Source organism: Singulisphaera rosea (genome assembly GCF_054877945.1).
On sequence record NZ_JBTYIP020000023.1, the window covers coordinates 12,940 to 37,668 of the forward strand.

At 65.0% G+C, this 24,729-nt stretch carries 9 protein-coding genes; 5 read left to right on the plus strand and 4 right to left on the minus strand.

Annotated elements, in window-relative coordinates:
- Positions 1–881: 881 nt before the first annotated feature.
- Both ACYOEI_RS29285 and ACYOEI_RS29290 read right to left on the minus strand, forming a co-directional pair.
- A complete protein-coding gene (locus ACYOEI_RS29285; protein ID WP_462853212.1) occupies positions 882–1,241 on the minus strand; it encodes a hypothetical protein in 360 nt (119 codons plus the stop codon).
- 569 nt (positions 1,242–1,810) lie between these two features.
- Positions 1,811–4,714, minus strand: coding sequence for a hypothetical protein (locus tag ACYOEI_RS29290; protein ID WP_462853213.1), 2,904 nt, complete (start codon positions 4,712–4,714; stop codon positions 1,811–1,813).
- A gap of 1,761 nt (positions 4,715–6,475) precedes the next feature.
- On the opposite strand from ACYOEI_RS29290, the gene ACYOEI_RS29295 reads away from it, so the two are divergent.
- The 3 genes from ACYOEI_RS29295 (at position 6,476) to ACYOEI_RS29305 (ending at position 9,140) form a co-directional block, all read left to right on the plus strand.
- Entirely contained in the window at positions 6,476–6,742 is a 267-nt protein-coding gene (locus ACYOEI_RS29295; RefSeq protein ID WP_462853214.1) for a DUF4177 domain-containing protein, read from the plus strand.
- Between the two features lie 37 nt (positions 6,743–6,779).
- A complete protein-coding gene (locus ACYOEI_RS29300) occupies positions 6,780–7,247 on the plus strand; it encodes a hypothetical protein (protein ID WP_462853215.1) in 468 nt (155 codons plus the stop codon).
- 582 nt (positions 7,248–7,829) lie between these two features.
- Entirely contained in the window at positions 7,830–9,140 is a 1,311-nt protein-coding gene (locus ACYOEI_RS29305; protein WP_462853216.1) for a C45 family autoproteolytic acyltransferase/hydrolase, read from the plus strand.
- A gap of 240 nt (positions 9,141–9,380) precedes the next feature.
- Here ACYOEI_RS29305 and ACYOEI_RS29310 read toward each other — a convergent pair whose 3' ends face one another.
- Positions 9,381–10,436, minus strand: coding sequence for a ComEC/Rec2 family competence protein (locus ACYOEI_RS29310; RefSeq protein ID WP_462853217.1), 1,056 nt, complete (start codon positions 10,434–10,436; stop codon positions 9,381–9,383).
- Positions 10,437–11,332: 896 nt separating this feature from the next.
- Here ACYOEI_RS29310 and ACYOEI_RS29315 point away from each other — a divergent pair.
- A complete protein-coding gene (locus ACYOEI_RS29315; RefSeq protein WP_462853218.1) occupies positions 11,333–11,755 on the plus strand; it encodes a hypothetical protein in 423 nt (140 codons plus the stop codon).
- A gap of 505 nt (positions 11,756–12,260) precedes the next feature.
- Here the strand turns inward: ACYOEI_RS29315 and ACYOEI_RS29320 are convergent.
- Complete coding sequence (locus tag ACYOEI_RS29320) at positions 12,261–16,619, minus strand: amidohydrolase family protein (protein ID WP_462853219.1); 4,359 nt, start codon at positions 16,617–16,619, stop codon at positions 12,261–12,263.
- 692 nt (positions 16,620–17,311) lie between these two features.
- On the opposite strand from ACYOEI_RS29320, the gene ACYOEI_RS29325 reads away from it, so the two are divergent.
- Entirely contained in the window at positions 17,312–24,700 is a 7,389-nt protein-coding gene (locus ACYOEI_RS29325; protein ID WP_462853220.1) for an SDR family NAD(P)-dependent oxidoreductase, read from the plus strand.
- Positions 24,701–24,729: the final 29 nt, after the last annotated feature.

Below are 24,729 nucleotides of genomic sequence, written 5' to 3' on the forward strand. Positions count from 1 at the left end.
CGCTTTTGCGGATCAAGACAGGACACTCGTTCGGGTGAAGTTGGCCAGCTTGCCGTGTGAGGTTCGTCGCTGCCAGAAGGCTAAAAACCTGGGGATGACCAGATAGGCTGGACCTCGGAAGCGTAACTCTCAAGGATATGATTGGAGGTAATCCTATCAATAAATCCGGCCGCGTCGAGTGCGGCATCAACAGAATTTAAAATACAATCACATTCTATATCATCGGGAACGACATTGCCAGGATACCGGGGACCCTCTTCAAGCGAGCCGTCGCCGGCATATGGCACCCATACCTCATCCTGCTCGGCGAATTCACGCACTAATTCCCCTTCTCGGTAGAGCACACTCGGATTCGATCCTGCCTGGTCGTTGTAAAATACAGCGAGAGCCACGCCGAAGTTCCAGAGACCAAAGACCACTATCCCATAATCTTATTCGGGTATGCAAGGCGGGGCAGGAGCAGCGTCTGGTTCGTCGAATCCGCCGTTCGGTGACTTGTGACCTCGCGTATCCCAGGCGACGCGGCTGAGAAAGGCGCAGCTACCGGCGAGTGCCGAGAGTAGAACGAGCCACAGCAGAATGGCCGAGAATTGGCCAGCCGGATAGGCGGGTGAAGGTCGATCAGTAATCCAGATCAGAGTGAGCAGCGTGACGAGAATAGCCGTCGGGATGAGCCTGAGGAGGCGACGCAACGCCATGAACACGCGCTAGCCTCCTACTGCCGAATGTCTAAACTCCTCGGACCGGCCTGCCCAACTAATGATCGTTTGGGGCAGAAAAGGAGAGATAACGAAATACCGCTGAGACCACCAGGAATTGCTTTATGGTCTATCCCCTCGGTATTACGTTACAGCCCCTATTATCGATCAAGAAAACTGAGCTTATCCCAAGGCGAAAATCGCTCCGTCGTCGCCCAGGCGGTATACAGTGAAGCGCTCGTCTTCCTCGTCTTTCAGGGCAAGCACCACGGCATCGCGTTTGATCCAAGATTGGTCTGCGACGGCTTGAAGGAACGCCGGTACGTCCAGGCGAACGAGCGCTCCGCCATAGGCGCGAGCCTGGAACGCCGCTTCACTGCTTATGTTGCGGCCGAATGAGAGCAGAGGTGCCCACCCACCTTCTTCGAGCCAATCGTTGAGGCTCGTTACGGCCGACGGATGTTCGAGCCTCTCGGATTTCTCATTGAAAGCCTCGGACAAGTCGCAGAGCAACACGATATCGGCCACAGAAAAGGGGGACATAACGAAATACTGCGGAGATCAACTCGAACCGTTTGATAGGCTATCCCCTCGGTATTTCGTTACGTCCCCATTTATCGGTCCCGTCCCCATTCATCGATCCGCGCACCCGCGGGCGGGCGTCGGAATTAGCGACTGAGCAATATGATCAGGGGAATCGCCAGCAGGGCGGCCACACTGTAGAACATCGCTAGGATGGGCAAAAGGACCATAAGATACTCACGATACGGGGGATGAGACGATTAACGTCAGCGCCGCTAACGACTATAGTTCGGCCCGCTCCCTTGTTCTGTTGCATCAAAATTGAATGCCCGCGTGGATTCAACATCCCTCGCCACGCTCCCTCCTTCTTCATGTCGCCGGAGACTGGGATGGGCGACCTCCTTGTCGCCCGGTTCCTGGATCAGACAAGTCGTGCCATCTCTTCGGCGGGCCTCCACTACGCCCGGGAAGCAGGAAAGGGGAGATAACGAAATAACGCGGAGATCACCTCGAACAATCCGATCGGCCATCCACTCGGTATAACGTTACGTCCCCATTTCTCGATCCGAAGCACTGGCCAGGACGGGATCTTACGAGGTCGTGGCCGTGATCGACGACGACGTCGCCTGGGTCAGCCCGGCCGCCGTCGCCTTGATCAGATACCCGACCGCCGGCTTGTTCAAGACGAGGTTGGTGAAGGTTGCCACGCCGTGCACGGCCTGGACGCTCAACGTCCCGCTCACCATCCCGTTCCCGGGGTTCGCCGCGAGACCCACCGTGATCGTCCCCGAGTAGTTCGGGTCGACGTTCCCGTTCGCGTCCTTCGCCGACACCGTCAGCGAGAACGCCACGCCGATCTTCACCGTGCTCGGCGGCTGCACCGTGAACGCCAGCTGCGTCGACGCGGTCGTCACCGCGATCGCCGTCGATGTCGCCGTCGCAAGGCTCGACGACGTGGCCTTGATCAAATAACCCGACGCCGGCTTGTTCAACCACAGCCCCGTGAACGTCGCCACTCCATGCACCGCAGTGACCGTCAGGGTACCGCTCAGCATGCCGTTGCCGGGGTTCGCCGCCAAGCTCAGGGTGATCGGTCCGTTGTAATTGGGGTCGAGGTTCCCGTTCGCATCCTTCGCCGTGACGACGACCGTGAACAGCTCGCCCGTCTTCACGTTGCTTGGCGGCTGGGTGGTCATCGCCAACTGCGTCGAGGCCGTCGAGACCGCGATCGCCGTCGACGTTGCCGTCGCAAGGCTCGACGACGTGGCCTTGATCAAATAACCCGACGCCACCCTGTTCAGCGACAAGCCGCTGAACGTCGCGACCCCATGCACCGCGTTGACCGTCAAGGTACCGCTCAGCATCCCGTTGCCGGGGTTCGTCGCAAGGCTCAGAGTGACCGGACCCGAGTAGTTCGGGTCCACATTCCCGTTTGCGTCTTTCGCCGTGACGACAAGCGAGAAGGTCTCGCCCGTCTTCACGTTCGGCGGCGGCTGGGTCGTGATCGCGAGCTGGGTCGCGGCCGTCGTCACCGTGATCGCCGACGACGTCGCCGCCGTCAGGCCGGTTGCCGAGGCCTTGATCAAGTAACCCGAGGCCGGCTTGTTCAACGACAAGCCCGAGAAGGTCGCCACCCCATGCACGGCGTTGACCGTCAACGTCCCGCTCAGCATGCCGTTGCCGGGATTTGCCGCCAGGCTCAGGGTGATCGGCCCGTTGTAATTGGGGTCGAGGTTCCCGTTCGCATCCTTTGCCGTCACCGTCAGCGAGAACGCTTGGCCCGTCTTCACACTGCTCGGCGGCTGCGTGGTGATCGCCAACTTCGTTGAGGCCGACGTCACCGAGATGGCCGTCGACGTCGCCGTCGTCAGCCCCGTCGCCGAGGCCTTGATCAGATAGCCCGAGGCCGGCTTGTTCAACGAAAGGCCCGAGAAGGTCGCCACGCCGTTCACGGCGTTGACCGTCAGGGTCCCACTCAGCATGCCGTTGCCGGGGTTCGCCGCCAGACTCAAGGTGATCGGTCCGTGGTAAGTGGGGTCGGGGTCCCCGTTCGCATCCTTCGCGGTTACCGTCAGCGAGAACGTTTGGCCCGTTTTCACGCTGCTCGGCGGCTGCGTGGTGATCGCCAACGTGTGGGTGATCACCTTGATCTGGTAGATGACTCCCATGCCCGGCCCATCCGAGCCGAAGACACTCCCCGTCGAGGAGATGTCGGCGATGAAGAGCGAGTCGGCCGTCGACAGGGCCTCGTCGAGGTGCCCGATGTTCGCCTCGTTGTTCGAGATGAAGTCGAAATATTTGCCGGTCGCCGGGTCGGCGTAAACGAATGGGTTTTCGTCGTTATCAAGCCCCCCTTGGACGAACAGGCCGTGGAAGCCGACGAAAACGCCGTTGTTCAGCCCTGCGGGGAAGAGCGCGGGCGAGAGCGCGATGCCCGACGACCCTTCACTCTCCGACCCCTCCGCGGTCAGGACCGAGTCGGGGAGGGGTTCATAGGCGATGATCGGTTGGACCACGTTCGGGCCCGGGTTCACGACCGTGACGGGGTCGCCCGGCTTGTCGATGGTCCTGGTGTAGCTGTAGGGGAAGCCGAAGTTCTCGATCGCCCCCCCGATCTGGGCGGCGGGGATCTTGTCGAGCTCGTCGGTGCTCCAGGCCTCGTTGCCACCTTCGTTCCCGTCGATCCCGTTGTCGGCAAGCCAGAGGTCGCCCGTGTTCGGGTCGATGACCAGGCTCGCGGCGTTGCGCAGGCCGGTGGCGATCTGGGTCAGGTTCGACATGACCGGGGTACCGCCGTTGTCGTGGACGGTCACCTTGTAGATCGAGTCGCCGTTGAGGGTCGCAGTGAGCAAGCCGCTGGTCGTCACGTTGCCGGTGGTCGGTTGATAGGTCGGGTTCCCGCTCGAGTCGAGGGTTACGCTGCCGTTGTTGCCGATGACGACGCCGTTAAACTGGGATCCGATGTTGAAGAAGACGTCGAAGTCACCGGACTGACCGGGGGTCGGCCGGATCGCGGAGGCGAAGGTCGTGTGCTCCCACCCGGAAGGGAAGTTGAAGTTGAGGCTGCCGACGAGGGTCAATTGGTCGGCCGGGGTCGCCCCCGTGCGGAGGACAGAGATCCGCTCGGTCCCCGCCTCGCTGGTCGTCACGAAGATGAAGGGGCCGCCCTGGTGGACGGCGGTCACCTCGCCGGGAAGTCCGTTGTAGACGCTCGTCCCGGCGCCGTCGGCGACCCCGTCGCCGTCGGCGTCGGTGAATCGCAGGAGCTGGCCGGTGGTGTTGAAGTAGGACGTGTCGCCGGCGACGGGATTGCTCACCCCGACGAGCATCGAGCCGTCCGTCATCGTCATCATCCCGTGCGGGTAGTTCAGCCCGCTGGCGAACGTCGTGACCCGGAAGTCCGACGGATTGACGATGGGGTCACCGCCGACGGGGAACGGCCCGGTGGCCAGGAGCGCCCGGTCCTCGAGCTGTTCGAGGAGTAATCGCTCCATGCGGCCCCGGGACTTCCGGGCGGACGACGTCTTCAATCGCGATCGTGTTGTCCAAGCCATATGAGGTGCAATCCTTGGGGGGTCGTGTCGCTTTTCGGAACCTTCGCGCACTCCGGGGACATGGACACGAGGGCGCCGCGACGCGGCCGCCCCCGGCCGGATCCCCCGTCGACCGAATTCGGAGCGGAAATCAACCATCCTCGGCCGGATCGTAAGCAGCCTGAGCCTGTCCTATAAAACTAAGACTGGTCATGGATGCGAAAGTTCATCCTCGAGCCGACTTCGCAGCCCACGAGTGGGACGTCGAAGGTGGCCGAATCGATGAATGAGGATGGAACCACCGAAAAACTTGAGAAGGTGACGACTCAGGTTAGCGACGAATCGTTCGGAATCACAATGCAAAAGTCCTCGATCGATCGGGAAATCACATCTCGAAGCTCAACGGAATCTCCGGGTGATCGCGGCCCAGGGACGACTATTTCGCAGCACGGCGATCGTGTTTTTCAGTGAGAGGGTCAGGTAGATCGAAGCGCTTGGGGGCAGAACAAACGGGACCTAACAAAGACTGCGCAGCGGTCGGATCGCTGGTGGCTGTCGCGTGTGAATGCGCCGTTTCCGTTGAGCAAGTTGGAGCGTCTGCGCCAGTCTGTGGAGCGTGGCCGCTCGTACGGCGAGGAGTCGTGGGTTCGCGAGACGGGCGGGGCTCGAGTTGACGCTTCGATCCCGTGGGCGACCGAGGAAGGCCGCTTAAAAGCGTGTCCTCTTTTTTAGTTCCGAACGGCAGATGCCCCCGATGTGCGGGCAGACTCACGAGGCGGGCGAGGCCCGGATACTGCCGAAGCTCCGTGAGCTGACCGGCGGGGGGAGTACGGGAAAGCCGTGCGTGCAGAGGGTGATCGAGGTCGTGTGAGGCTGGCCAGTGGCCCATGAAGCGAGATCGGTGCTGCTACACGTGTCCACTATGCAATGTGGTTTCTACCTAATTCGGGTAGCACCGGGTGAAACAACCGGCGTCGCGCAGCGACGAGAGGTCGTAGGCAAGTCATCGGGATCGAAGGTTCTCGCCAGGCATCGACTTATGCCTCGTCCCAGCCCGCTCGATTGCTCCGTGGACCGCATTCCCTTGCGGGGTAGGCCGATGTCACGGACGTTGGGCCTCTTGTCGCTGCGCGACACCGGTTGTTCCAACCTGTGCCACCCTTGACCCGCTACATCCAGCACCAATTTCGCATCTTGAGCCCTGGCCAGTTAACCTTCCAAGCCGTCCATCCTTCCTCGTCCAAACGACTCCCGCGAGTAACGTCGAAACGGATCGTCACGGTTCGGGAGGCGGCTGCTCCTCGTTTGGTGGTTCGTGTCCGTACGTCGCCGCACGCGCATACTTTGCGGCAAGCGATCGGTGCCAATGGCGTCTTCGAAGCCGCTTTTCAAAGGCGTCGGGGTCTTTCGTTTCGACCGCTTCGGCCCGTTTCAGATACGCCATTGACTGATCAAGATGGTAGGCGCCTAGACGACCCCAATGACCGCGGTCCGGATAGGGTTTCACGATTAGCGATAGGACCGCAGCCACGAGGCCCACGACGACCGAAGGCCTTCGCAGGGTGAATCGAAAGAGGTGCCTTCCCATCGCTTGACCTCGAGAAGAATCCAGCATTCAGCGGGTACTGGGGGGCTGAGACCCACACTGGCCCGGCTGCGTGTTATCCTCGCTGCTTGGCGTGCCGGTTCGCCAGCGTCGATTCCAAAACAGGGGACAACCTCATGCGATCCAATCGGTCGGTGGCTGTCGCAGCGTTCTTCGGTTTCGCGGTCGGACTCTTCGTTCTCTCGAATACGACGACCGGCCAGGCCCCGGAGGCGAAGCCTCCAATCGTATGGGAATACAAGGAGGTAATCGGACAACATTATATCGACGACAATACAAAATTGCTGAACCGACAGGGGCAAGAAGGCTGGGAGCTCGTCTCCACCATCCTCGCCACCCAGAGCAGACTCCGCTATACGATGAAGCGACCGAAGCCGAATTGAGCCTCAGACGCGGCAGACTCAACTCACGGAGGGCAGGATGCGGGTAACCCCAGCCCGGTTCAAGCTAATTCACCTCATGGTCGGCGTGGCGATCGTTGCCGTCGGTCTGTTTGCCGTAGATTCCAGCCAGGTCTCCCACTGGATTGGCTTCTTCCCGCTCGACGTATCGCTAACCAGCCCAGACGGGAGAAGAATCGTCGCTGTTGAGTATGCGTTCGCCGGTCGATGGAAGGACGCCAAGTCTCTGAAGGGCGACCCGAAAGCGCTGGACCTCAATTTTTTGGACGTCGCGTGGGTCGAGGGGGCACCCTTCCAGCTTTCCGTTCAAAAAACCGGCCAAAGCACGCTTCTAGGCCGCGAGACGAGCTACTACCAGCCACGGTTCTTGGTCCTTCGCGTCACGTACCAGGACGGCTCGTCGGAACTGTTCCCGGTGAGAATCCCGGATAGTCGAGTGGGCCGCAAGGTCACGGTCACGATACCTGAGCAGAAGCCGGGCTCCTGATGGTTGTCATGTGGTCAGGAACGGGCCACAGTTCCCCATTCGAGGTCTACCTCAGCCATTCGTCATGAGTTACCAGTCGGCAATACATCATGCCGTCGGCTTCGTCCTCACGGCCGCTTTCTCCGTCCTGAACCGCCAAGCAGAAGGCAACGACAAGGATGCCTTGCGCCGCATCGAATCGTTTGCACTCGATGCGGCCCCCCATGATCCACAGCGGCTTGTCACGGACGGTCAGGTCCCCTTCGGCAAAAGTGTCGGCGTGTATAGACGATTCGTCCTCATTCGGTTCCCGGACGGAGCCAGGAAGATCCGACACGGCAGCGGCGTCCGGAAACGGGACCCCGACCCGACGTCGCCCGCAACGTTTCCCAACGGCGTCGGTGGATAACTCGCTGGGGAGCTACGAACAAGATGATTTCTCGAACCGGAATGCTTTGCCTCGAAACTCGACACCACCGGCCATCGTCTCGGGCATTTTGAACTCCTTTTTCCCTTGCAACAGAACGACCTTCGCCAATATTTCCGATCCCCTCACGAATGACGTCACGACCGCTTCAACAATCCGTTGGAGATCATGCAGTGATGCATCATGTGTGCTTTGGCTGTAGGCTCCTCCTGGTTGTCGGCGTGATCGCCGTCCCTTCCCTTGCCCTGGCGCAGAACTCGGCTTTTCCTACCGCCGCCAAGGGCGCGATCCTGCAGGACAGGGTCGTGGCCGGGAGTCCGGCGGATACCCTGGAGGTGCGGCACATCGTCCTGAAGGGGACGAACCGGGAGATCGGCCGGGCGCTGGCGACGATCGCCAAGGATCGCTATGAGGTCAAACCTATCCCCAGCATGGACCGCCTCCGCACGAGGGCGCAGCGTCGCTCCATCGAACGGAACTACCCGATCCTCTTCGATCGCATGCGAGGCGTCGCGGACGTGTTCGGCAAGCAAGTCGACGATGACGGCTTCCTTTTCAGCGGGCTGTGGTACCCGCGGACCTTCGGCGCGGGCTGCTCCGTGGTGTACTACCCGCCGCAGGCCACCGCATCGGGTACGGGCGTCGTCAGCCGCAACTACGACTTCACGACCGGCACGAATCGGGGAACACGCCCGACCCGAAGCGAGTTCGCATCGACGGGTCGGCCGTACGTCGTCGAGATGTACCCCGACCGGGGGTATGCGTCGCTGGCGATCTATTCCTACGACCTGTTGAGTGGCGTGCTGGACGGCGTCAACTCCGAAGGGCTGACGGTCGCGCTGTTGGCCGACGAAGAGACGCGGGAAACGTATTCGATGGAGCCGGACGGCATCGATGCGGTCGGGGCCGGTGAAATGCGGATGCCGCGGATGCTTCTCGACACGTGCGCCACGGCGGAGGAGGCGAAGGAGATGCTCCTGCAGACCAAGAAGTCGTACCAGTTCAACCCGGTTCACTACCTCGTCGCGGACCGGCATGGGAACGGGTTCGTGTGGGAATACTCCCAGCACCGCAACCGGGACTACTTCATCGAGAATCCCGGCAAACCCCTGATCACGACCAACTTCAGCCTGCACCGCCACCTGGATAAGAATGGTCCGCCCTCGGCCGCCATGTCCAAGGGGATCTGCCCGCGTTACTGCAAGGTGGCGGAGCTCCTCGAGGAGCAGCCTGGCAAACCGACCGTGGAGTTCATCAAGGAGTCCCACAACACCCTCGACTTCGTGGCCGTGCCTCCGCCATCCCGGCCGCCGTCCCGGACCCTCTGGCACGCCCTCTACTTCCCGGAGGAGCGAAAGCTGCAGGTGAGCTTCTATCTGCGTGACGAGGTAAGCCCTGACAATAAGACCTCGGCGCGGATCGTCCGCACGGGATACCTGGACTTCGCCCTGGACAAGGTAGATCCTCGTGGTGCCGGTCACAAATAATCGTGAAACGATAAGTTGATCAATCATGGGGAAGCAGAAATTGCCGGGTCGCCCAGGTGGATTGCTCCCCTGGCCGACCCGGCCCTTTTTGCCCTGTCCCCTGATTGGCCGTCACCCTTCTGCCTGGTCTGCTGTGGCGTCACCTATCCCGCGTTCCCCGGCGTTGATGGCGAGCGGGCGGATCCGGCAGACCCGCGTCGAGGGATGGCGCGCCGGGGCCGCTCCCTCGACGCTGCGGGCTCAGCGCGTCTCGAAGGTCTGCGACGGCCCGACCGCGCCGACGCGGACGGTGAACTTTGCGCCGTCGGGTGTGACGGAGACCCGGATGAACTGCCCCCCCTTGGGGTCGGGGTTGGCGATCAGGGCAGGATCGGTGTTCTCCGAGGCGGATGTTTTCACGTTCTTATGGAGCTGAAAGGCCGCTCGGATCGACGGGATGGTCTTGAGCCGGGCCACGGTCGCGGCGTCTCCCCCTTTGCTCGGCCCGTTGTTCATGATCGCAACGGTGGGGGCGATCGTCTGCAACAAGGTCGGGTGGTTCGAGATCGCCATCCCGTGGTGGGTCACCTGGAACAGGTCGATCGGCCCGATCCGGTCCTCGGGGCAGACGAGTTTCTTCTCGACGTTCCAGGTCAGGTCGCCGCAATCGAGGAAGTCGAAGCGTCCGAGCCGGAACCGAAACACCAGGCTCATCGCGTTGTCGCTCGGGTCCGGGGGCAGGTCGGCGGGTGCTCCGGCGCAGCACGGGTTCGGAGTCCCTGATGGGGCGGGGATGACCTTGCCGCCCGACGCGAGGATCCGGACCTCGGTCTTGCCCTTGAGGGGGATCGAGTCGCCGGCCTCGAGCGTCTTCCGCTTCCCGGCGGTCGCCTTGAGGTAGGCCTTTCCCAGGGCGTCGTCCGGCTTCGGGCCGTCCGGGAACTTAACCTTGTCCCCGTCCGCCGCCGAGGGGTCGGGAAGGCCTCGATCCCAGTAATGGTCGATCCGCAGCAGGCTCGAGAGGCCCGCGATCCCACCGAAGTGGTCCATGTGCCAGTGCGTCGTGGCCAGATGGTCGAGGTGGTCGAGCCCGGCGACGTCTTTCAGGACATGGATGATCCGTTTCGGGTCGCGATCCTCGCGGCCGGGCCAGCCGGAGTCGATCAGGAGCGACTCACGCTCCGGCGTCACGACCAGGGTGGCCGCACCCCCGTCCACGTCGATGAAAAAGATCTCCAACCCCTTCGACGGTGCGTCGGCACCCAACAAGGGCAGCACCATCAGCGCGAGAAGCATTCCAGTGAGGCGGAAAGGCACGAAGTCACCCCCTCGTCAGTCGATCTTGAAGGACGTACCGGGGACCGCGCCCCGCCGTTACCCCCCGTCACATCATGATGGAAAAACGGCGATCAAGAAATGGGATGGATCCGACGAGTGATTCCCGGCTCGGCTTTTCATGGCGTCTCCTCCTCGCAGAGACGAACGAGGAGGAACTCGCGGGAAAATCGCGCAGTTGGCCGGACAAACCGTGTCCAGCGAGCTAGAATTCCTTCGCACTTGCGATCACTGTCGGAAATAAAAGACATGGATAGGTTGTTTCGAATTCCGAATTATGATGGTCCGGCAGGTCGTCAGATCGAGCCTCGATCCTGGAATCTTCACAAGGTCGGCTCGGTCAGGCTGCGTTGACGCGGCGGGCAAGTTTCGGTAAGTCCCCCTCTGAGCACTCGGAATCGCGAATCTCGCAATAAATTGCTTGTAATTTGGGTGGTTTGGGTTGATTGGGGTGCCGACATCTCGTATGATTGGATCTCCCAATCGCGTGGGAGTTCGCCAGATCAAGAATGGTTTTTAAACTTGTCTAACGGTCGAGCTGAAGGCGATTGCGACGAGAGTTTAGGACTGAAATCGAGCGAAGATGGGATGTTCTCGGCATCGTCTAGATTTTTAATGCGCGAAAGATCACAATCTTTTGCATCTCTCGAAGATTCCGTTGCCATAGACTGTGATTTGCGGCTTTTCGTCAGTGCCGGTCTAATTTTTCGAAGTTCGGTGAATCTCGGGAATTTCGGCGGGATTTCTTGTCGTGGTGGCAATCCCTTCTCGTTCCTAATAAGAAGTTGAGCCATCCCGCTCGTAGGATGTCGGCACGCGTCGAGGAATTCGGTACCGGATGGGGTCCGAGATGAGACCATCATGTTGGAGCGATCAAGATGACTGAAAATCAAGTCCTCATGATCAGCAACGACACCCGCCTCGTCAGGAGGGTGCGTGAAGACCTCGACGTCCTGGGTGGCCCCGGCCTCCACGTCGTCGAGGAGGTTGACCGTGCGTTCTCCGAGGCGATCGAGGGCGACTATTGCCTCGTCATCGCCCATCTGGATGAAGGCATCGGTCGCGCCCAGTTTCGGCGCATGTTAGGGGAGGCTAACTCCCAAGCCTCGCCGGTTTCGTTCCTTGCCCTGAGCGAGACCTACCTCCCGGACGAGGCGAACATCCTGTTCCGGCTGGGGATCGCCGATTACCTGAGCCGAGACGAGCACCTCGAGAAGATTGCCAACATCATCAATGCCTTGAGTTTAGCCGCCCAGGCCGAACACCTCGACCGTCGGCCGGTCGGCGCGCACGCCAGCTAAGCTGGATCTCGATTCTCACGCGAACTTGTTGGCATAAGTTAGGGTTCGTGGGCCATGAAGTCGTCGAATTCTCGTCCCGTCAATCGTGTGCGAGAATTCGTCCGATCGGCTTGCGCAATGCCCCGATCCTCCCGGTTGACGAGGGGATTCGGGCTCGTTCGCGTTTGGGCTCCGAACCAAACCTGGAAGTTGGCTCAATCGATCCAAGGTCGGCCGTGATCGAGCGTGGAACGAAGGTCGAGGGTGCGACGGGTTCCGTCTTCGGACCGCGTGTGGACAAGGCTCGGCCCCATTGGGGCTCGAACCTCGGTCGGAAGACGAACGCGTATCGACCGTGAGGAAAGCCTCCGACGAGCTCTCTGTCCAAGTCGGAACACGCCGGCCGAGACTGGCACGCACGGGGTCCGAAGACGGAACCCGTGGGACTCAGCGTCTTAACATCGAGGTAGCCGCGACCCCGGGCGTAGCGAAGGTTCGCCCCATCTGCCAGTCTGTATGCGGACAATCAACGCCGACGGGTCTGATCGGCGGCGGGCGCGGTGCTGGGGACGACCGGCGTTGGCGAGGGGGTCGGGGCGAGGTCGGGGGGGGACGACGAGGGAGGGTCGATCCCGAGGGGGGCGCTGCCGGCCTGGATTTCGGTCAGCCGACGTCGATATTTCTCGAAGAGGCGGGTGTGTCGGCTCGAGGTGTCGACCGGCTTCCCGTTCAGGAACAGGGCCTTGATCTGTGTCGTGGGTTGCAGGAGGTGTCCCGCGGTCACGACGACGTTGGCCCGCTTCCCGACTTCGAGCGAGCCGACCTGGTCGGCGATGCCGAGAATCTTCGCGGGGGCGAGGGTGATGGCCTTCAACGCTTCGGCCTCGGGGAGGCCGAATGCGACGGCGGTCGCCGCTTCGTAAGGGAGGTTCCTCGAGGCGGTCGCTTGCTCGGGGCCGTGGGGATTCGAGCGGATCGCGAACGGCACCCCGGCCTCGAGCAGCCGCGCAGGGTTGGCGTAGGGGGCGTCGTAAGGATCGGTCGACTCGTTCGGCAGTTGGAGGGTTCCTCCGATGAGGACGGGGACCTTCGCCGCCTTGATCGCGTCGACGACCTTCCAGGCGTCGGAGGCCCCCGAGAGGATCGCCTGGAGCTTCAAGTCCTCGGCGATTTTCAGGGCGTCGAGGATTTCGTTCCGGTGCTCGACCCGGAAGATCACCGGCTTTTCCCCCTTGGCATAGGGGGCGAGCGCGGCCAGCCTCGGGTCGGGGGTCGGGGCGGGTGCGTGTCGGGCCCGGGCCTCGGCGACGACCTTGTCATAGGCCAGGGCCTTGCGGAACTCCTCGCGGATCGACTCGAGCTGCTCCTTGCGCTTTTGCCGGGGGTTCGGTGCGTCCCCCGAGTTTCGGCGGGCGGAAGACTCGGTCTCGGGGGGGATATAGTCGGGGATCGACACGTGCAAGGCGACGGAGTCGGCCAGGATCATCTCGCGGGGCACCCACCCTTCGAGGCTGATCGCGCATCCTTGCCCCGAGATCAGGCCGCCGTTCGGCTGGACGTATGCCGTGAGGATCCCGTTCGCCCGGGCCACGGGGATGATCTCGCTGTCGGGGTGCAGGGCCGTGCTCGCACGCAACTCGGGCTGGAACTGCGCGGAGTCGGCATCGTCGTGGGTCTCGGCGAGGCTGCCGATCTCGAAGAGGCCGAGCCGGGTCCCTGCGTCGATGATGCCGGGCCAGACGTCCAACCCTTGGCCGTCGACCTTCTGGGCCGTGGACGGGACGGGGGTCTCGGGGCCGCCGATCGCGGCGATCTTCCCTTCGCTGATCACGAGCGTCCCGTCCGGGATGTCGGGTGATCCGACGGGGTGGAGGGTCGCTCCCACGATGGCGTAATCGCCCCGAGAGTTCTGGAGCTTCTCGACGAGCCGTTCCTTGGCTTCGGCTGCCGCTCCTGGCATTGTCGCGTGGTTGCCGGGCCTGGGGGTGAGCTTGCCGTCTTTCGGCGAACGTTGGAAGGCGACCTCGCCGTCGATTACCGCGAGCTCGCAACGGGCGAAGGCGTCGAAGGGGTGGGCGTTGAACAGCGAGATATCCCCGTCCTTGCCGACCTCGATCGATCCGATCCGGTCCTGGAGGCCGAGCTCACGCGCGGGGTTGATCGTGACAAGGGAGAGGGCCTGGGCCTCGGTCAGCCCGCCGTACTTGACCATCTTCGCCGCCTCGAGGTTGAGGTGGCGGATCAGCTCGTCGCTGTCGCTCTTGATGCTGACCGAGACTCCCGCCTCGGACATCAAGGCGGCGTTGTAGGGGATGGCGTCGTAAGCCTCCACCTTGTAGGCCCACCAATCGGAGAACGTCGAGGCGGTCGCCCCGTGCGCGGCGATTTCGGCGGCGACCTTGTAGCCTTCGAGGACGTGCTGGAGCGACTGGACGCGGATGCCATGCTTCGACGCGACCCCGAGGAGCATCAAGATCTCGTCGCTTCGATAGCAGTGGCAATGGATCTTGATCGAACCGTCGACCACGCCGGCAAGGGCCTCGAGCCGGAGGTCCCTGCGCGGGGGTACGGACGCCCCCCCGGTCGCCTTCGCGGCCTCATAAGCGACCCAGGACGCGCGGTAGGCACGCGCTTCCTCGAACGCGCGGTCGATCGTGGCCTCGACCCCCATCCGAGTGTTCGGGAACCGGCCGGGGACTCGGGTCACGTTCTCGCCGAGCGCGAACTTGACCCCCTGGGCCGAGTTCTTCACGATCAGGTCGCGGCCCGCCTGGCCGTAGCGGAGCTTGATGACGGCGTCCTGCCCGCCGATCGTGTCGGCCGACCCGTGGAGAAGCCTCGCGGTGGTCGTCCCGCCGGCCAAGGCCCGGTAGATCGCGGTGTCGTCGCCCGTGACCACGTCCTTGACGCGGACTTCGGGGACGAGCGAGAGGCTCCCCTCGTTGACACCCCCCTGGATCGCGATATGGGAGTGGGTGTCGATGATCCCGGGCATGGCGACCAACCCGGTCGCGTCGATGACCGTCACGTCCTTGGGGGCGGAGAGCCCTTCGCCGATCGCGGCGATCTTACCGTCTTCGATCAGGATGGAACCCTTCGCGATCGTCCCTGCCTTGGCGACGGTGAGGATCGTGGCGTCCTTGATGAAGACCGTCCCCCCCGTCTTGATCTTCGGCTTGCGAGACTCGTCGAACTCCGTCGAGACGTCGCGGAACGGTGGTTGGGAGGGCTGATCCTCGGCCGACTTCGGGGGGAGAGCTGTCGCCGGGGAGGAGTCGGACTTGGTCGTCGGAGTCGTCGCATCAGCCTTCGTCTTGGCCTGGGCACCGGTGCTCGGCTCGGATTTCGCCGAATCCTTGGCCTTCGGCTCGTCGGTCTTGGCCTTGGGGGATTCCGACTTCGACTCCGACTTCTTCGACTTCGGCTCGGCGTCGTCCTTTTTCGAGGCCCCCGGCTTGTCGACTTCGAACTTCTGCCCGTCGACGAGGAGGTAACGCACCTTGGCGTTCTCGTCGCCGAAGGGGGCGGAGAGGACGACGAGGTGCCCGAGCTTGCCCGGCTCGATCGTCCCAAGCCTGCGGTCGACGCCGGCGATCTCGGCCGCACGTCGGGTCAGGGCGTCGAGGGCGGCCTCGCGGGAGAGTCCCGCCGAGATGACCTTGCGCAGGTTGCCGGGGAATTGCTCGAGCTTCGAAATCCCGTCCGTTGAGAACGCGAACCGGACACCCGCCTTGCTCAGGGCTCGGGCGGTCTCGAGCCGCTCTTTCCAACGGGCCCCCTTCTCGACGAGTACCTGGAGCGGCTCAGCCTGCTCCAACGGTTCGCGCTTGCGATACTCAGCCTCGGTGGGGACCTTCGGCTCGTCGGGGAAGTCGACTCGGAGTATGACCGGGACGTCCTGCGCCTTGAGGCGTTCCGCGACCTTCCCGGCTTCGCGACCGCCGACGATGACGGCCGACGTGCCGAACTCTTCCGCCAGATCGAGCGCCCGATGGATCTCGTCGCGAGTGTTCGCCTCCCACCAGACCGGGATCCGCCGGGTCTTCGCCGCGTAGAGGGCCTGGAGGGCCGGGTCGTACGTGGGGCGGTCGGAGTCCTTCGCCGCCGAGGCCGACAGTGTGTGCTCATATTCGGCGTCGAGCATGGCCTGCCGCAGGTGGGCGACCACGCCCATGAGGACCGACGGGTAGCGCTCGGTCGACCGGCCTCGGCCTCGGGTCGGGGCATGGTCGTCGTCCCCTTTCGTCGGTGCCGGCTCGAAGGGAGGCTTCAGGTTGATATGGAGCGCCAGCGGAGAACGGAGGATCGCCTCGCGGCGCGGGAGGCCCCCCGTGCTCGCCAGCACGCTCTGACCGGTGACGATCGCACCACCAGGAGCCGACACGAGCGAGGTGAATCCCAGCTTCCTACGCTCCTCGGCGAGGGACTCGCTGAGGTCGAGGGCCGTCGCGACCTCGTACTCGGGCGTCAGGCCGTTCCGATTGTCCGGAGGCGTGCGTGCCAGGGCATTGTCGTTATAGTTCACCGCCCGGCCGGCACCGGTCCGCGACCGGACCATCCCGGGCACCTGGGCGATCGTCGTATAGAGGTCGATGAACCCAGGGTAGACCACCAGGTCTTTGCCCTCGATCGTCTCGGCGTCGAACGGGATCGTCACCTTGTCGTTGGGGCCGACGGCCTCGATCCGGCCGTCGCGGACGACGACGGTCCCCCCCGCGATCGTCGAGTCGGGGGCGGTGACGATCGTCGCGTTCCGGATCGCGTAAGCGACCGGGCGATACCCGGGGCGGAGGTCTGCCGAGAAGAGTGGGAAGCCGATCGTCGTCGACGCCACGACGACGGTTGCCAGCAAGGATCGGATCGGGGACCGGGTGACGCGAGGCATGAAGCAACTCCCAGGCGATCCGGCAAGGGAGGATAGGCCCTGGGCTCGTCCTGCGGAGCGCCACGGGGCCCCTACATCCTTGCCCGAGGGTTGGCGTCGCCGACGGATCTCCACGTGCGTACGTTCCCCCGCTTTGTCCAATCGGTGATAGCATTTCCGCCCCTGATTCGGCAAGGGTTCATGCCCTCTCTCGTGAACTCCGGCCTCCCCGCCCCGCGGCATGACGAATCAATCATTGTGAATTCTCGGACGTATGGATTGGGGCGATTCCGGGCCCTTCGGCCCTCGACTCAACCGATCCGGCCCCGGCGAAACCTCATCATCCCTCCGACTCTGGTGCGAAACGGGACGAATCGTGCGCAATGCGCGGAAGCCGGCTCGATCCGATGCGCAAACCTGTTCCGATCGAAGGCGTGCCATGACCAACTTCACCGTACGTGAGTCCAAAGGCTCATGCCGACCGACTCACCGTGCCGAAACTCGACGCAAGTGGGGAGTCGCAGGCAAACCGTCTCGAATTCAACCATAGTCCCCGCGAATCGTTACGTTCGCCACAAGTTGTCTTGCGTGTCAGGTCGAATTGGTCGTCGGGCGGTCCGGAATTTGTTATCGAAAACGCTCGTTTTGACACCGACCTATACGTGGATAAACTTTACGGTAGTCCTGCCCTTGATCACGAGCGGTATCACTCCATGGGATCACTCCTGCCGCGGGTCATCGCCCTTTCGCCGACCGGCTCGACCGATCCCGGCGTGGTCGTCGCCGGGTGCCGAGCGGGGGCGCTTGGGGTACTCGACCTCGGTTACGGTTTCGACGCGAAGGCCTCGGAGGCAATCCAACGGGTCGCGCGATACCTCCCGGATCGCTCGTTCGGATTGAAGCTCCCCCTCGAAGCGATCGATGATGAGTGGCTCCGGTCGTTACCCGAGAATCTCGGCGTCGTGATCGCGGCCCCCCATGGGATGGGCGACTGGTCGGACGCGGTCGCCGTCGTTCGGGGAACGGGGCGATTGGCCGTCGCCGAGGTCCGGTGGCGCGAGCAGGCGGTTATCGCCGCTCGGTCGGGTTTCGACGCCTTGATCGTCGCCGGGCACGAGGCGGGCGGGCAGGGGGGGGACGAGTCGTCGTTGATCCTGCTCCAGGCCACTCTCGACCTGGTCGACAGGCCGGTCCTGGTTCGAGGCGGGGTCGGTTTGCGATCGGCGGCCGCGTGCGTGGCGGCGGGGGCGGCGGGGGTGGTCCTCGACGGCGCTCTCCTCCTGGCGCGAGAATCGCCCTTGTCGGCCTCGACTCGGGAGCGCGTCTCACGCTGGGATGGCGGCGAGACCGTCGTCGTCGGGCGAGAGGCCGGCGCACCGGTCCGGGTCTATGCGATACCGGGGTCGCCCACATTGGTTCGTCTCAAGGAGGCCTCGCCTCGGGGCGAGGCCGACTGGGGCCGGACGTTGGATCGGGAGATTGGCTGGGGTGACGGCCAGGCCTGGCCCGCCGGGCAGGATTCGGCGTTCGCGGCGACACTGGCCAAGCGGTTCGTGACGGTCGGGGGTATCGTCAGGGCCGTCGATGAGGCGATCGACGCTGCCTTGGCCGACGCCAAAGCGGCACGGCCGCTGGCACCCGACTCGACGTTGGCGAAGTCTCATGGCACCCGCTTCCCGATCGTCCAGGGGCCGATGACCCGCGTCAGCGACACCTCGGCGTTTGCGGTGGCCGTCGCCGAGGGGGGGGCACTCCCCTTCCTGGCGCTCTCGATGATGCGGGGCGGAGCCGTCCGACCCTTGATGGAGGAGACTCGCTCGAGGTTGGCAGGACGCCCCTGGGGCGTCGGGCTTCTCGGCTTCGTCTCGCCCGAGTTGCGGAGAGAGCAGGTCGAAGCGATTTGTCAGGTCAGGCCCGCATTCGCCTTGATTGCGGGGGGACGTCCCGACCAGGCGAAGGAACTCGAAGATGCGGGGATCTCGACCTATCTCCATGTGCCTTCGCCCGGGCTGTTGCGACGGTTCTGGGACGAAGGCGCGAGGCGCTTCGTCCTCGAAGGTCGAGAGTGCGGCGGCCACGTCGGTCCTCGGTCGAGCCTGATCCTCTGGGAACAGGCCGTCGAGGCGATCCTGGAACGTCTGGATCGTGAGGAGGAGCCGAGCCGGACCCACGTCCTGTTCGCGGGCGGCATCCACGACGATCGGTCGGCGTCGGCGGTGGCCGTCCTGGCCGCTCCGTTGGCCAGGCGAGGGGTGAACGTCGGGGCCTTGATCGGCACCGCCTACCTGTTCACGGCCGAGGCCGTCGAGTCGGGGGCGATCGTGCCCGGCTTCCAGGCCGAGGCGCTCCGTTGCGAGCGGACGGTGCTCCTCGAGACCGGGCCAGGCCACGAGGTCCGCGTGAGCCCTTCGCCGTTCACTGAATCCTTCGACCAGGAGCGTCGGCGACTGGTCGCCGAAGGGAAGTCCGCCGAAGAGGTCCAGGCCGCCCTCGAGGCACTCAACGTTGGCCGGCTCAGGATCGCGGCCAAGGGGGTCGAACGCGCGGGCGACGACACCCAAGGCATGGTCCCCGTGGCCGAGGCCGAACAGGCCGGGCGGGGCCTGTACATGCTCGGCCAGGCCGCCACGCTCCGCAATCGCTTGACGACGATCGCGGCGCTCCACGAGCAGATCAGCGTCGGGTCGACCGATTCACTCGGTCGGGTCGAGGTCGCCGCTCCGGCTTCGAAGGAACCCGAGGCGCAGCCGTCGGACGTCGCCATCGTGGGGATGTCGGCGATCGTCCCGGGGGCGGCCGACGCTCAGAGCTTCTGGGAGAATACGCTTCGGGGGGTCGACTCGATCACCGAGGTCCCCGCCGACCGATTCGACTGGCGGTTGTACTACGACCAGGACCCGAAGGCCCCCGACAAGGTCACGTCGAAGTGGGGCGGGTTCGTCCCTGAGATCCCCTTCGACCCCTTGCGCTACGGGATGCCCCCCGCGAGCCTGCCGTCGATCGAACCGCTCCATCTCCTGACTCTTGAAGCGGTACGGGCGGCGCTCGACGACGCCGGTTACCGCGACCGGCCGTTCCCGAGGGAGCGGACCGCGGTGGTGCTCGGCGCGGGGGGCGGGGCTGCCCAACTCGCGATGGGTTACGCATTCCGTTCGTACTTACCCCTGCTCGACACCGTGATCCCGGGCGCGGGGCGCGAGGCCCTCGAGCAGGGCGGGGGGCTGTTGCCCGAGTGGACCGAGGATTCGTTCCCGGGGATCCTGCTGAACGTGGCGGCCGGCCGGGTCGCCAATCGGTTCGACCTCGGCGGGGCCAATTACACGGTCGACGCCGCCTGCGGCTCGTCCCTCGCGGCGGCCGCGCTGGCCGTCCGGGAGCTCGAGAGCGGCGCCGCCGACATGGTCCTGCTCGGGGGCGCGGATACCGTTCAAAATCCGTTCACATACCTTGCCTTTAGCAAGACGCACGCGTTCTCGCCCAAGGGACGCTGCCGGCCGTTCGACGCCTCGGCCGACGGCATCGTCATCAGCGAAGGGGTCGCGGTCCTCGTCCTCAAGCGACTGGCGGACGCCGAGCGCGACGGGGACCGGATCTATGCCGTCATCAAAGGACTGGGCGCAGGCAGCGACGGCCGTGCCAAAGGCCTGACGGCGCCCCATCCCGCGGGGCAAATCCGGGCCCTGCGGCGAGCGTACGCGAAGTCGGGGGTGTCCCCCGATTCGGTCGGTTACGTCGAGGCCCACGGGACGGGCACCGCCGCGGGCGACCTTGCCGAGGTCCAGTCGCTCCGCGAGGTGTTCTCCGAGGCGGGTGCCCCCCGCGAGAGCTGCGCCCTCGGCTCGGTCAAGTCGCTGATCGGCCATACGAAGTGCGCGGCGGGTCTGGCGGGGCTGATCAACGCCTCGCTCGCGCTTTACCACCGGGTGCTCCCTCCCACGATCGGGGTCCAGACCCCGAACCCGAAAGCGAACCTCTCCGAGAGCCCCTTCCACGTCAACACGAAGACACGTCCCTGGCTTCATGCCGAAGAGCACGGGCCGAGGCGGGCGGGCGTGAGCGCATTCGGGTTCGGCGGGACGAATTTTCATGCCGTGCTGGAATCGTACGAAGGCTCGACGGACCGGGCCCCGTCGCCGTCGCGAGAGTGGCCCGCCGAGCTCCTCGTCTGGCGGGATCGTCGGGACTCGATCCTCGCCAGTCTCGACCGACTGGCCGAGGCGCCCGACGTCGGGGCTCGGCCTCGCCTCCGCGACGTCGCCGAGACCCTCGCTTCGAGGGTCGGCACCGCGTCGGCGTCGCTGGCGATCGTCGCGACCTCGCTGGAAGACCTACGAGGCAAGCTCCGCTCGGCCCGCTCCGCGATTTCCCGAGGGCTCGACGATTTCCACGACCCCTCGGGCGTTGCCTTTCGGGACACGAAAGGGGCAACCCCGGGGAAGGTGGCCTTCCTGTTCCCGGGCCAGGGGGCCCAGCGGACCGAGATGCTCGGCGAACTGGCCGTGGCATTCCCCGAAGTCCGCGAAGGATTCGAGTCGTTCGACCGGACCCTCCGGTCCCTGGGAGCGAAGCCCGTCGGCAGTCTCGTTTTCCCGCCGCACGCCTACAACGAAGAAGACCGCTCGAGACAGGAGAAGGCCCTCGCAGCCCCCGAAGTGGCCCAGCCGGCCCTCGGAGCCGCGAGCGTCGGACTCCTCGGCCTGCTCGAATCGTTGGGCGTGACCCCGGACCTGGCTGCGGGACACAGCTACGGTGAGCTCGTCGCACTCCACTCGGCCCGGGCCTTCTCTCGCGAGGCCTTGGCGGAGCTCTCCGAGGCCCGAGGACGCTTCCTCAACGAGGCTGCGGGCGGCTCCCCAGGGGCGATGGCCGCGCTCGCCGCGGGGCCGGACAAGCTCGCGGCGATCCTCGAAGGGATCGACGGGGTTGCCGCCGTCAACTGGAACGGACCCAGGCAGACCGTGATCTCCGGAGTCGTCGCCGGTGTCGACGAGGCTCTGGAACGGGCCAGGCGCCTGGGTGTTCGAGGACAGCGGCTCCAGGTCTCGTGCGCGTTCCATTCGCCCCTCGTCGCTTCGGCGAAGGCACCCCTGGAATCGCTCGCCCGGACGCTCGGGCCGAAGGCTTTGCGATACCCCGTCTATTCGAACGTCACGGGATCGCCCTACTCGGGCGACCCTTCGACGATCGCATCGCAGGTCGGCGAGCACCTGGCCCGGCCGGTCCAGTTCGCCGCGATGGTCGAGGCGATGCATGCCGATGGGGCCCGGGTTTTCCTCGAGGTTGGGCCGGGGAACACGCTCACGTCCCTGGTGGGCTCGATCCTCGGCAGTCAGCCTCACCTCGCCGCGGCTTGCAACCCGAACGGTCGTCACGGGGTCGTCGGTCTGCTCCTGACTTTGGGCCGGTTGTTCGCGGCCGGGGTGCCCATCCGGTTGGGGAGGCTGACCGAAGGCCGAGATTGTCGGAAGCTCGACCCCGTCCGGTTCCGCTCGGATTCGGACGAGGTGAAGCCGAGCCCCTCGACCTGGATGGTCAACGGCGCCCGGTCCCGCCCCTCAGTTGGGCCCGAGCCGGCGCAGTTCGGACGAGGCCCGGCGCTCCCTGTCCCTCCCAAGGTCGAGAGCCGGCCGACGCCGCCGACGCCAGCCGCTTACCGCAACGGGCAGGCCCCGACGCCGTCGCGGAACGGGTCTAAAACTCACGAGGAGATCCCGGCCGTGGCGCGTCCCGAATCCGCCGCGTCCGAGCAACCCGAGGTCGCCCGGGTGTTCGAGGCGTTCCAGAAAACCATGCAGACCTTCTTGGACGTCCAGCGCGAGACGATGCTGGGCTTCCTCTCGGGACAAGCCCCCCCGCAACATAAGCCTTCGCCCCCGGCTCAGCATCTCGCGAACGGACGATTCTCGGCCCAGGACCTCCTCCCCGAGCGTCTCGCCCCGCGCCTCGTCGTTCCGAATCCTCAGCGGACGGATGAGCTCGAGATCAGGTTGACGCACCCCACCCCGCCGACGGCCTCCACCAACGGACACACCGAGCCGGTGGGAGCTTCGAGGAACGGGCACGCCAATCATGGCCCCGAATTTCCGAGCCGCGAGACTTTGGCCGATCGCCTGCTTGCGATCGTGCGCGACCGGACCGGCTACCCCGCCGAGATGCTCCGCTTGGACCTGGACCTCGAGGCGGACCTCGGGATCGACTCGATCAAGCGGGTCGAGATCCTCGGGAGCCTCCGCGACACCCTCCCCGACTCGGTCTTTGCCGCGAACGCCGAGTTGATGGACCAGCTCGCCAGGGCCAGGACCCTCGGGGCGATCGTCGACCGGGTTGCCAAGGCGAAGGACGCCCTTCGTGGCCCGAACACCGAGCCTCTTACCGTCAGCAACGGCCACACCGTCGGCACGCCGATTCCCCGACCCGTTGCGGAGCGGAGCGACCCCATTGTCGCCGAGTCTCGGGTCCAGCGTCGGGTCATCGAGGCCATCGAGGCGCCGCTTCCCAGGCCAGCCCGAGGTTCGGGGCTCATGCCGGGCGGCCTCGTCCTGTTGACCGACGACGGCCGAGGGGTGGCGCGGGCGCTCGCTGCCGACCTCCGGGCGAAAGGGCACCTCGTCGTTCGAGTCGGTCACGACCGCACCCCGCGCGACTCGGAGTCGGAGCGCGATTGGTGTGACCTGACCTCCCCCGCTTCCGTGGAGGATCTGTTGAACCGGGCCAAGGCGCGCGGACGCCTGGCGGGGATCGTCCACGCGTTGCCGCTTGGCGTGTTCTCCACGGTCGACCTCGACCCGACGGCCTGGGCCGGGCGGCTCGGGCCGGAGGTCCGCGGGCTCTTCCTGCTCGCGAAGGCAGGCGCCGGCGATCTGGCCAAGGCGGCGAGGCAGGGGGGCGCTTGTCTGATCGCGGGGACTGCCATGGGAGGAGGGTTCGCGAGCGTCGAACCCTCCCCGGGAGAGTTCTTCCCGGGGCAAGGCGGCGTCGCGGGCCTGATCAAGACGCTCGCCCGCGAGTGGCCGAAGGCGGTCCGAGTGCGGGTCGTCGACCTCGATCCGACCCTGGAGCCGACCTTCCTCGCGGCCAACCTCGTCCGCGAGATCGAGTCCGACGACCCGCACTCCGAGGTCGGCTACCTCGACCGGCGTCGAATCGTGCTCCGGGTGACGGAGTCCGAAGTCTCGGGGCAGGCGGGGAGCGGGTTCCAACTCGCCCAGGGGGCGCCGGTCGTCGTCACCGGGGGGGCCAGGGGGATCACGTCGTCCGTCTCGCTCGACCTGGCCAGACGTTGGCGGCCGACCTTGCTCCTCGTCGGGTCGTCGCCGTTACCGGCCGAGGGTGAGGATCCGGCGACCACCGGGATCGTCGACCCGGCTGAGCTCAAGGGGGCCCTGCATCGTGTGCTCTCACGGGGGGGCCGTCCGATCGGCCCCGCCGACCTCGAGCGGGCCTATCAGGGACTCCGCCGAGAGCGGGAGATCCGGGATAACCTCCGAGCACTCCGAGCGGCGGGGGCCGAGGTCCACTACGCCCGGGCGGACGTCCGGGATCGCGACGCCCTGGGCTCCATCCTCGACGGCTGGCGTCGACGTTTCGGTCCCTTTGCGGGCCTGATCCACGGCGCGGGGGTCATCCAGGACAAGCTCCTCCGCGACAAGACCCCGGAGTCGTTCGACCGCGTCCTGGGGACGAAGCTCGAAGGGGCCTTGAACCTCGCCGGGCTGCTCGATCGCGATCCCCTGAAGTTTGCGGCCTTCTTCTCGTCGGTCGCCGGCCGGTTCGGGAATCGCGGACAGGCCGACTACGCGGCGGCCAACGAGGCGCTCAACAAGCTGGCGATCTGGCTCGACCGACGTTGGGAGGCCCGGGTGGTCTCGATCATCTGGGGCCCGTGGTCGGGCGTCGGGATGGTCTCCGACCTTGAGGGTCACCTCGGTCGCCAGGGTATGACCATGATCGCCCCCGAAGACGGATCCCGGCGACTGGCCGAGGAGCTCATCCACGGCCGAAAAGGTGAAGTGGAGGTCATCCTCGCCGGCGCCCTCGGCAACCTGACGGCGGTCGAGGTGGCCGAGCCCCAGGACGCCCTCGTCCTCCAGCCGACGTCGTAATCGCGGAGCGGGCCCTTCGGGACGGGAGT

Excerpts from the sequence above, each read along its gene's own strand:
- ACYOEI_RS29285 (WP_462853212.1), bottom strand. The coding sequence starts at position 1,241 with ATGTCCCCCTTTTCTGTGGCCGATATCGTGTTGCTCTGCGACTTGTCC.
- ACYOEI_RS29290 (WP_462853213.1), bottom strand. The coding sequence starts at position 4,714 with ATGGAGCGATTACTCCTCGAACAGCTCGAGGACCGGGCGCTCCTGGCC.
- ACYOEI_RS29295 (WP_462853214.1), top strand. The coding sequence starts at position 6,476 with ATGCGATCCAATCGGTCGGTGGCTGTCGCAGCGTTCTTCGGTTTCGCG.
- ACYOEI_RS29300 (WP_462853215.1), top strand. The coding sequence starts at position 6,780 with ATGCGGGTAACCCCAGCCCGGTTCAAGCTAATTCACCTCATGGTCGGC.
- ACYOEI_RS29305 (WP_462853216.1), top strand. The coding sequence starts at position 7,830 with ATGCATCATGTGTGCTTTGGCTGTAGGCTCCTCCTGGTTGTCGGCGTG.
- ACYOEI_RS29315 (WP_462853218.1), top strand. The coding sequence starts at position 11,333 with ATGACTGAAAATCAAGTCCTCATGATCAGCAACGACACCCGCCTCGTC.
- ACYOEI_RS29320 (WP_462853219.1), bottom strand. The coding sequence starts at position 16,619 with ATGCCTCGCGTCACCCGGTCCCCGATCCGATCCTTGCTGGCAACCGTC.
- ACYOEI_RS29325 (WP_462853220.1), top strand. The coding sequence starts at position 17,312 with ATGGGATCACTCCTGCCGCGGGTCATCGCCCTTTCGCCGACCGGCTCG.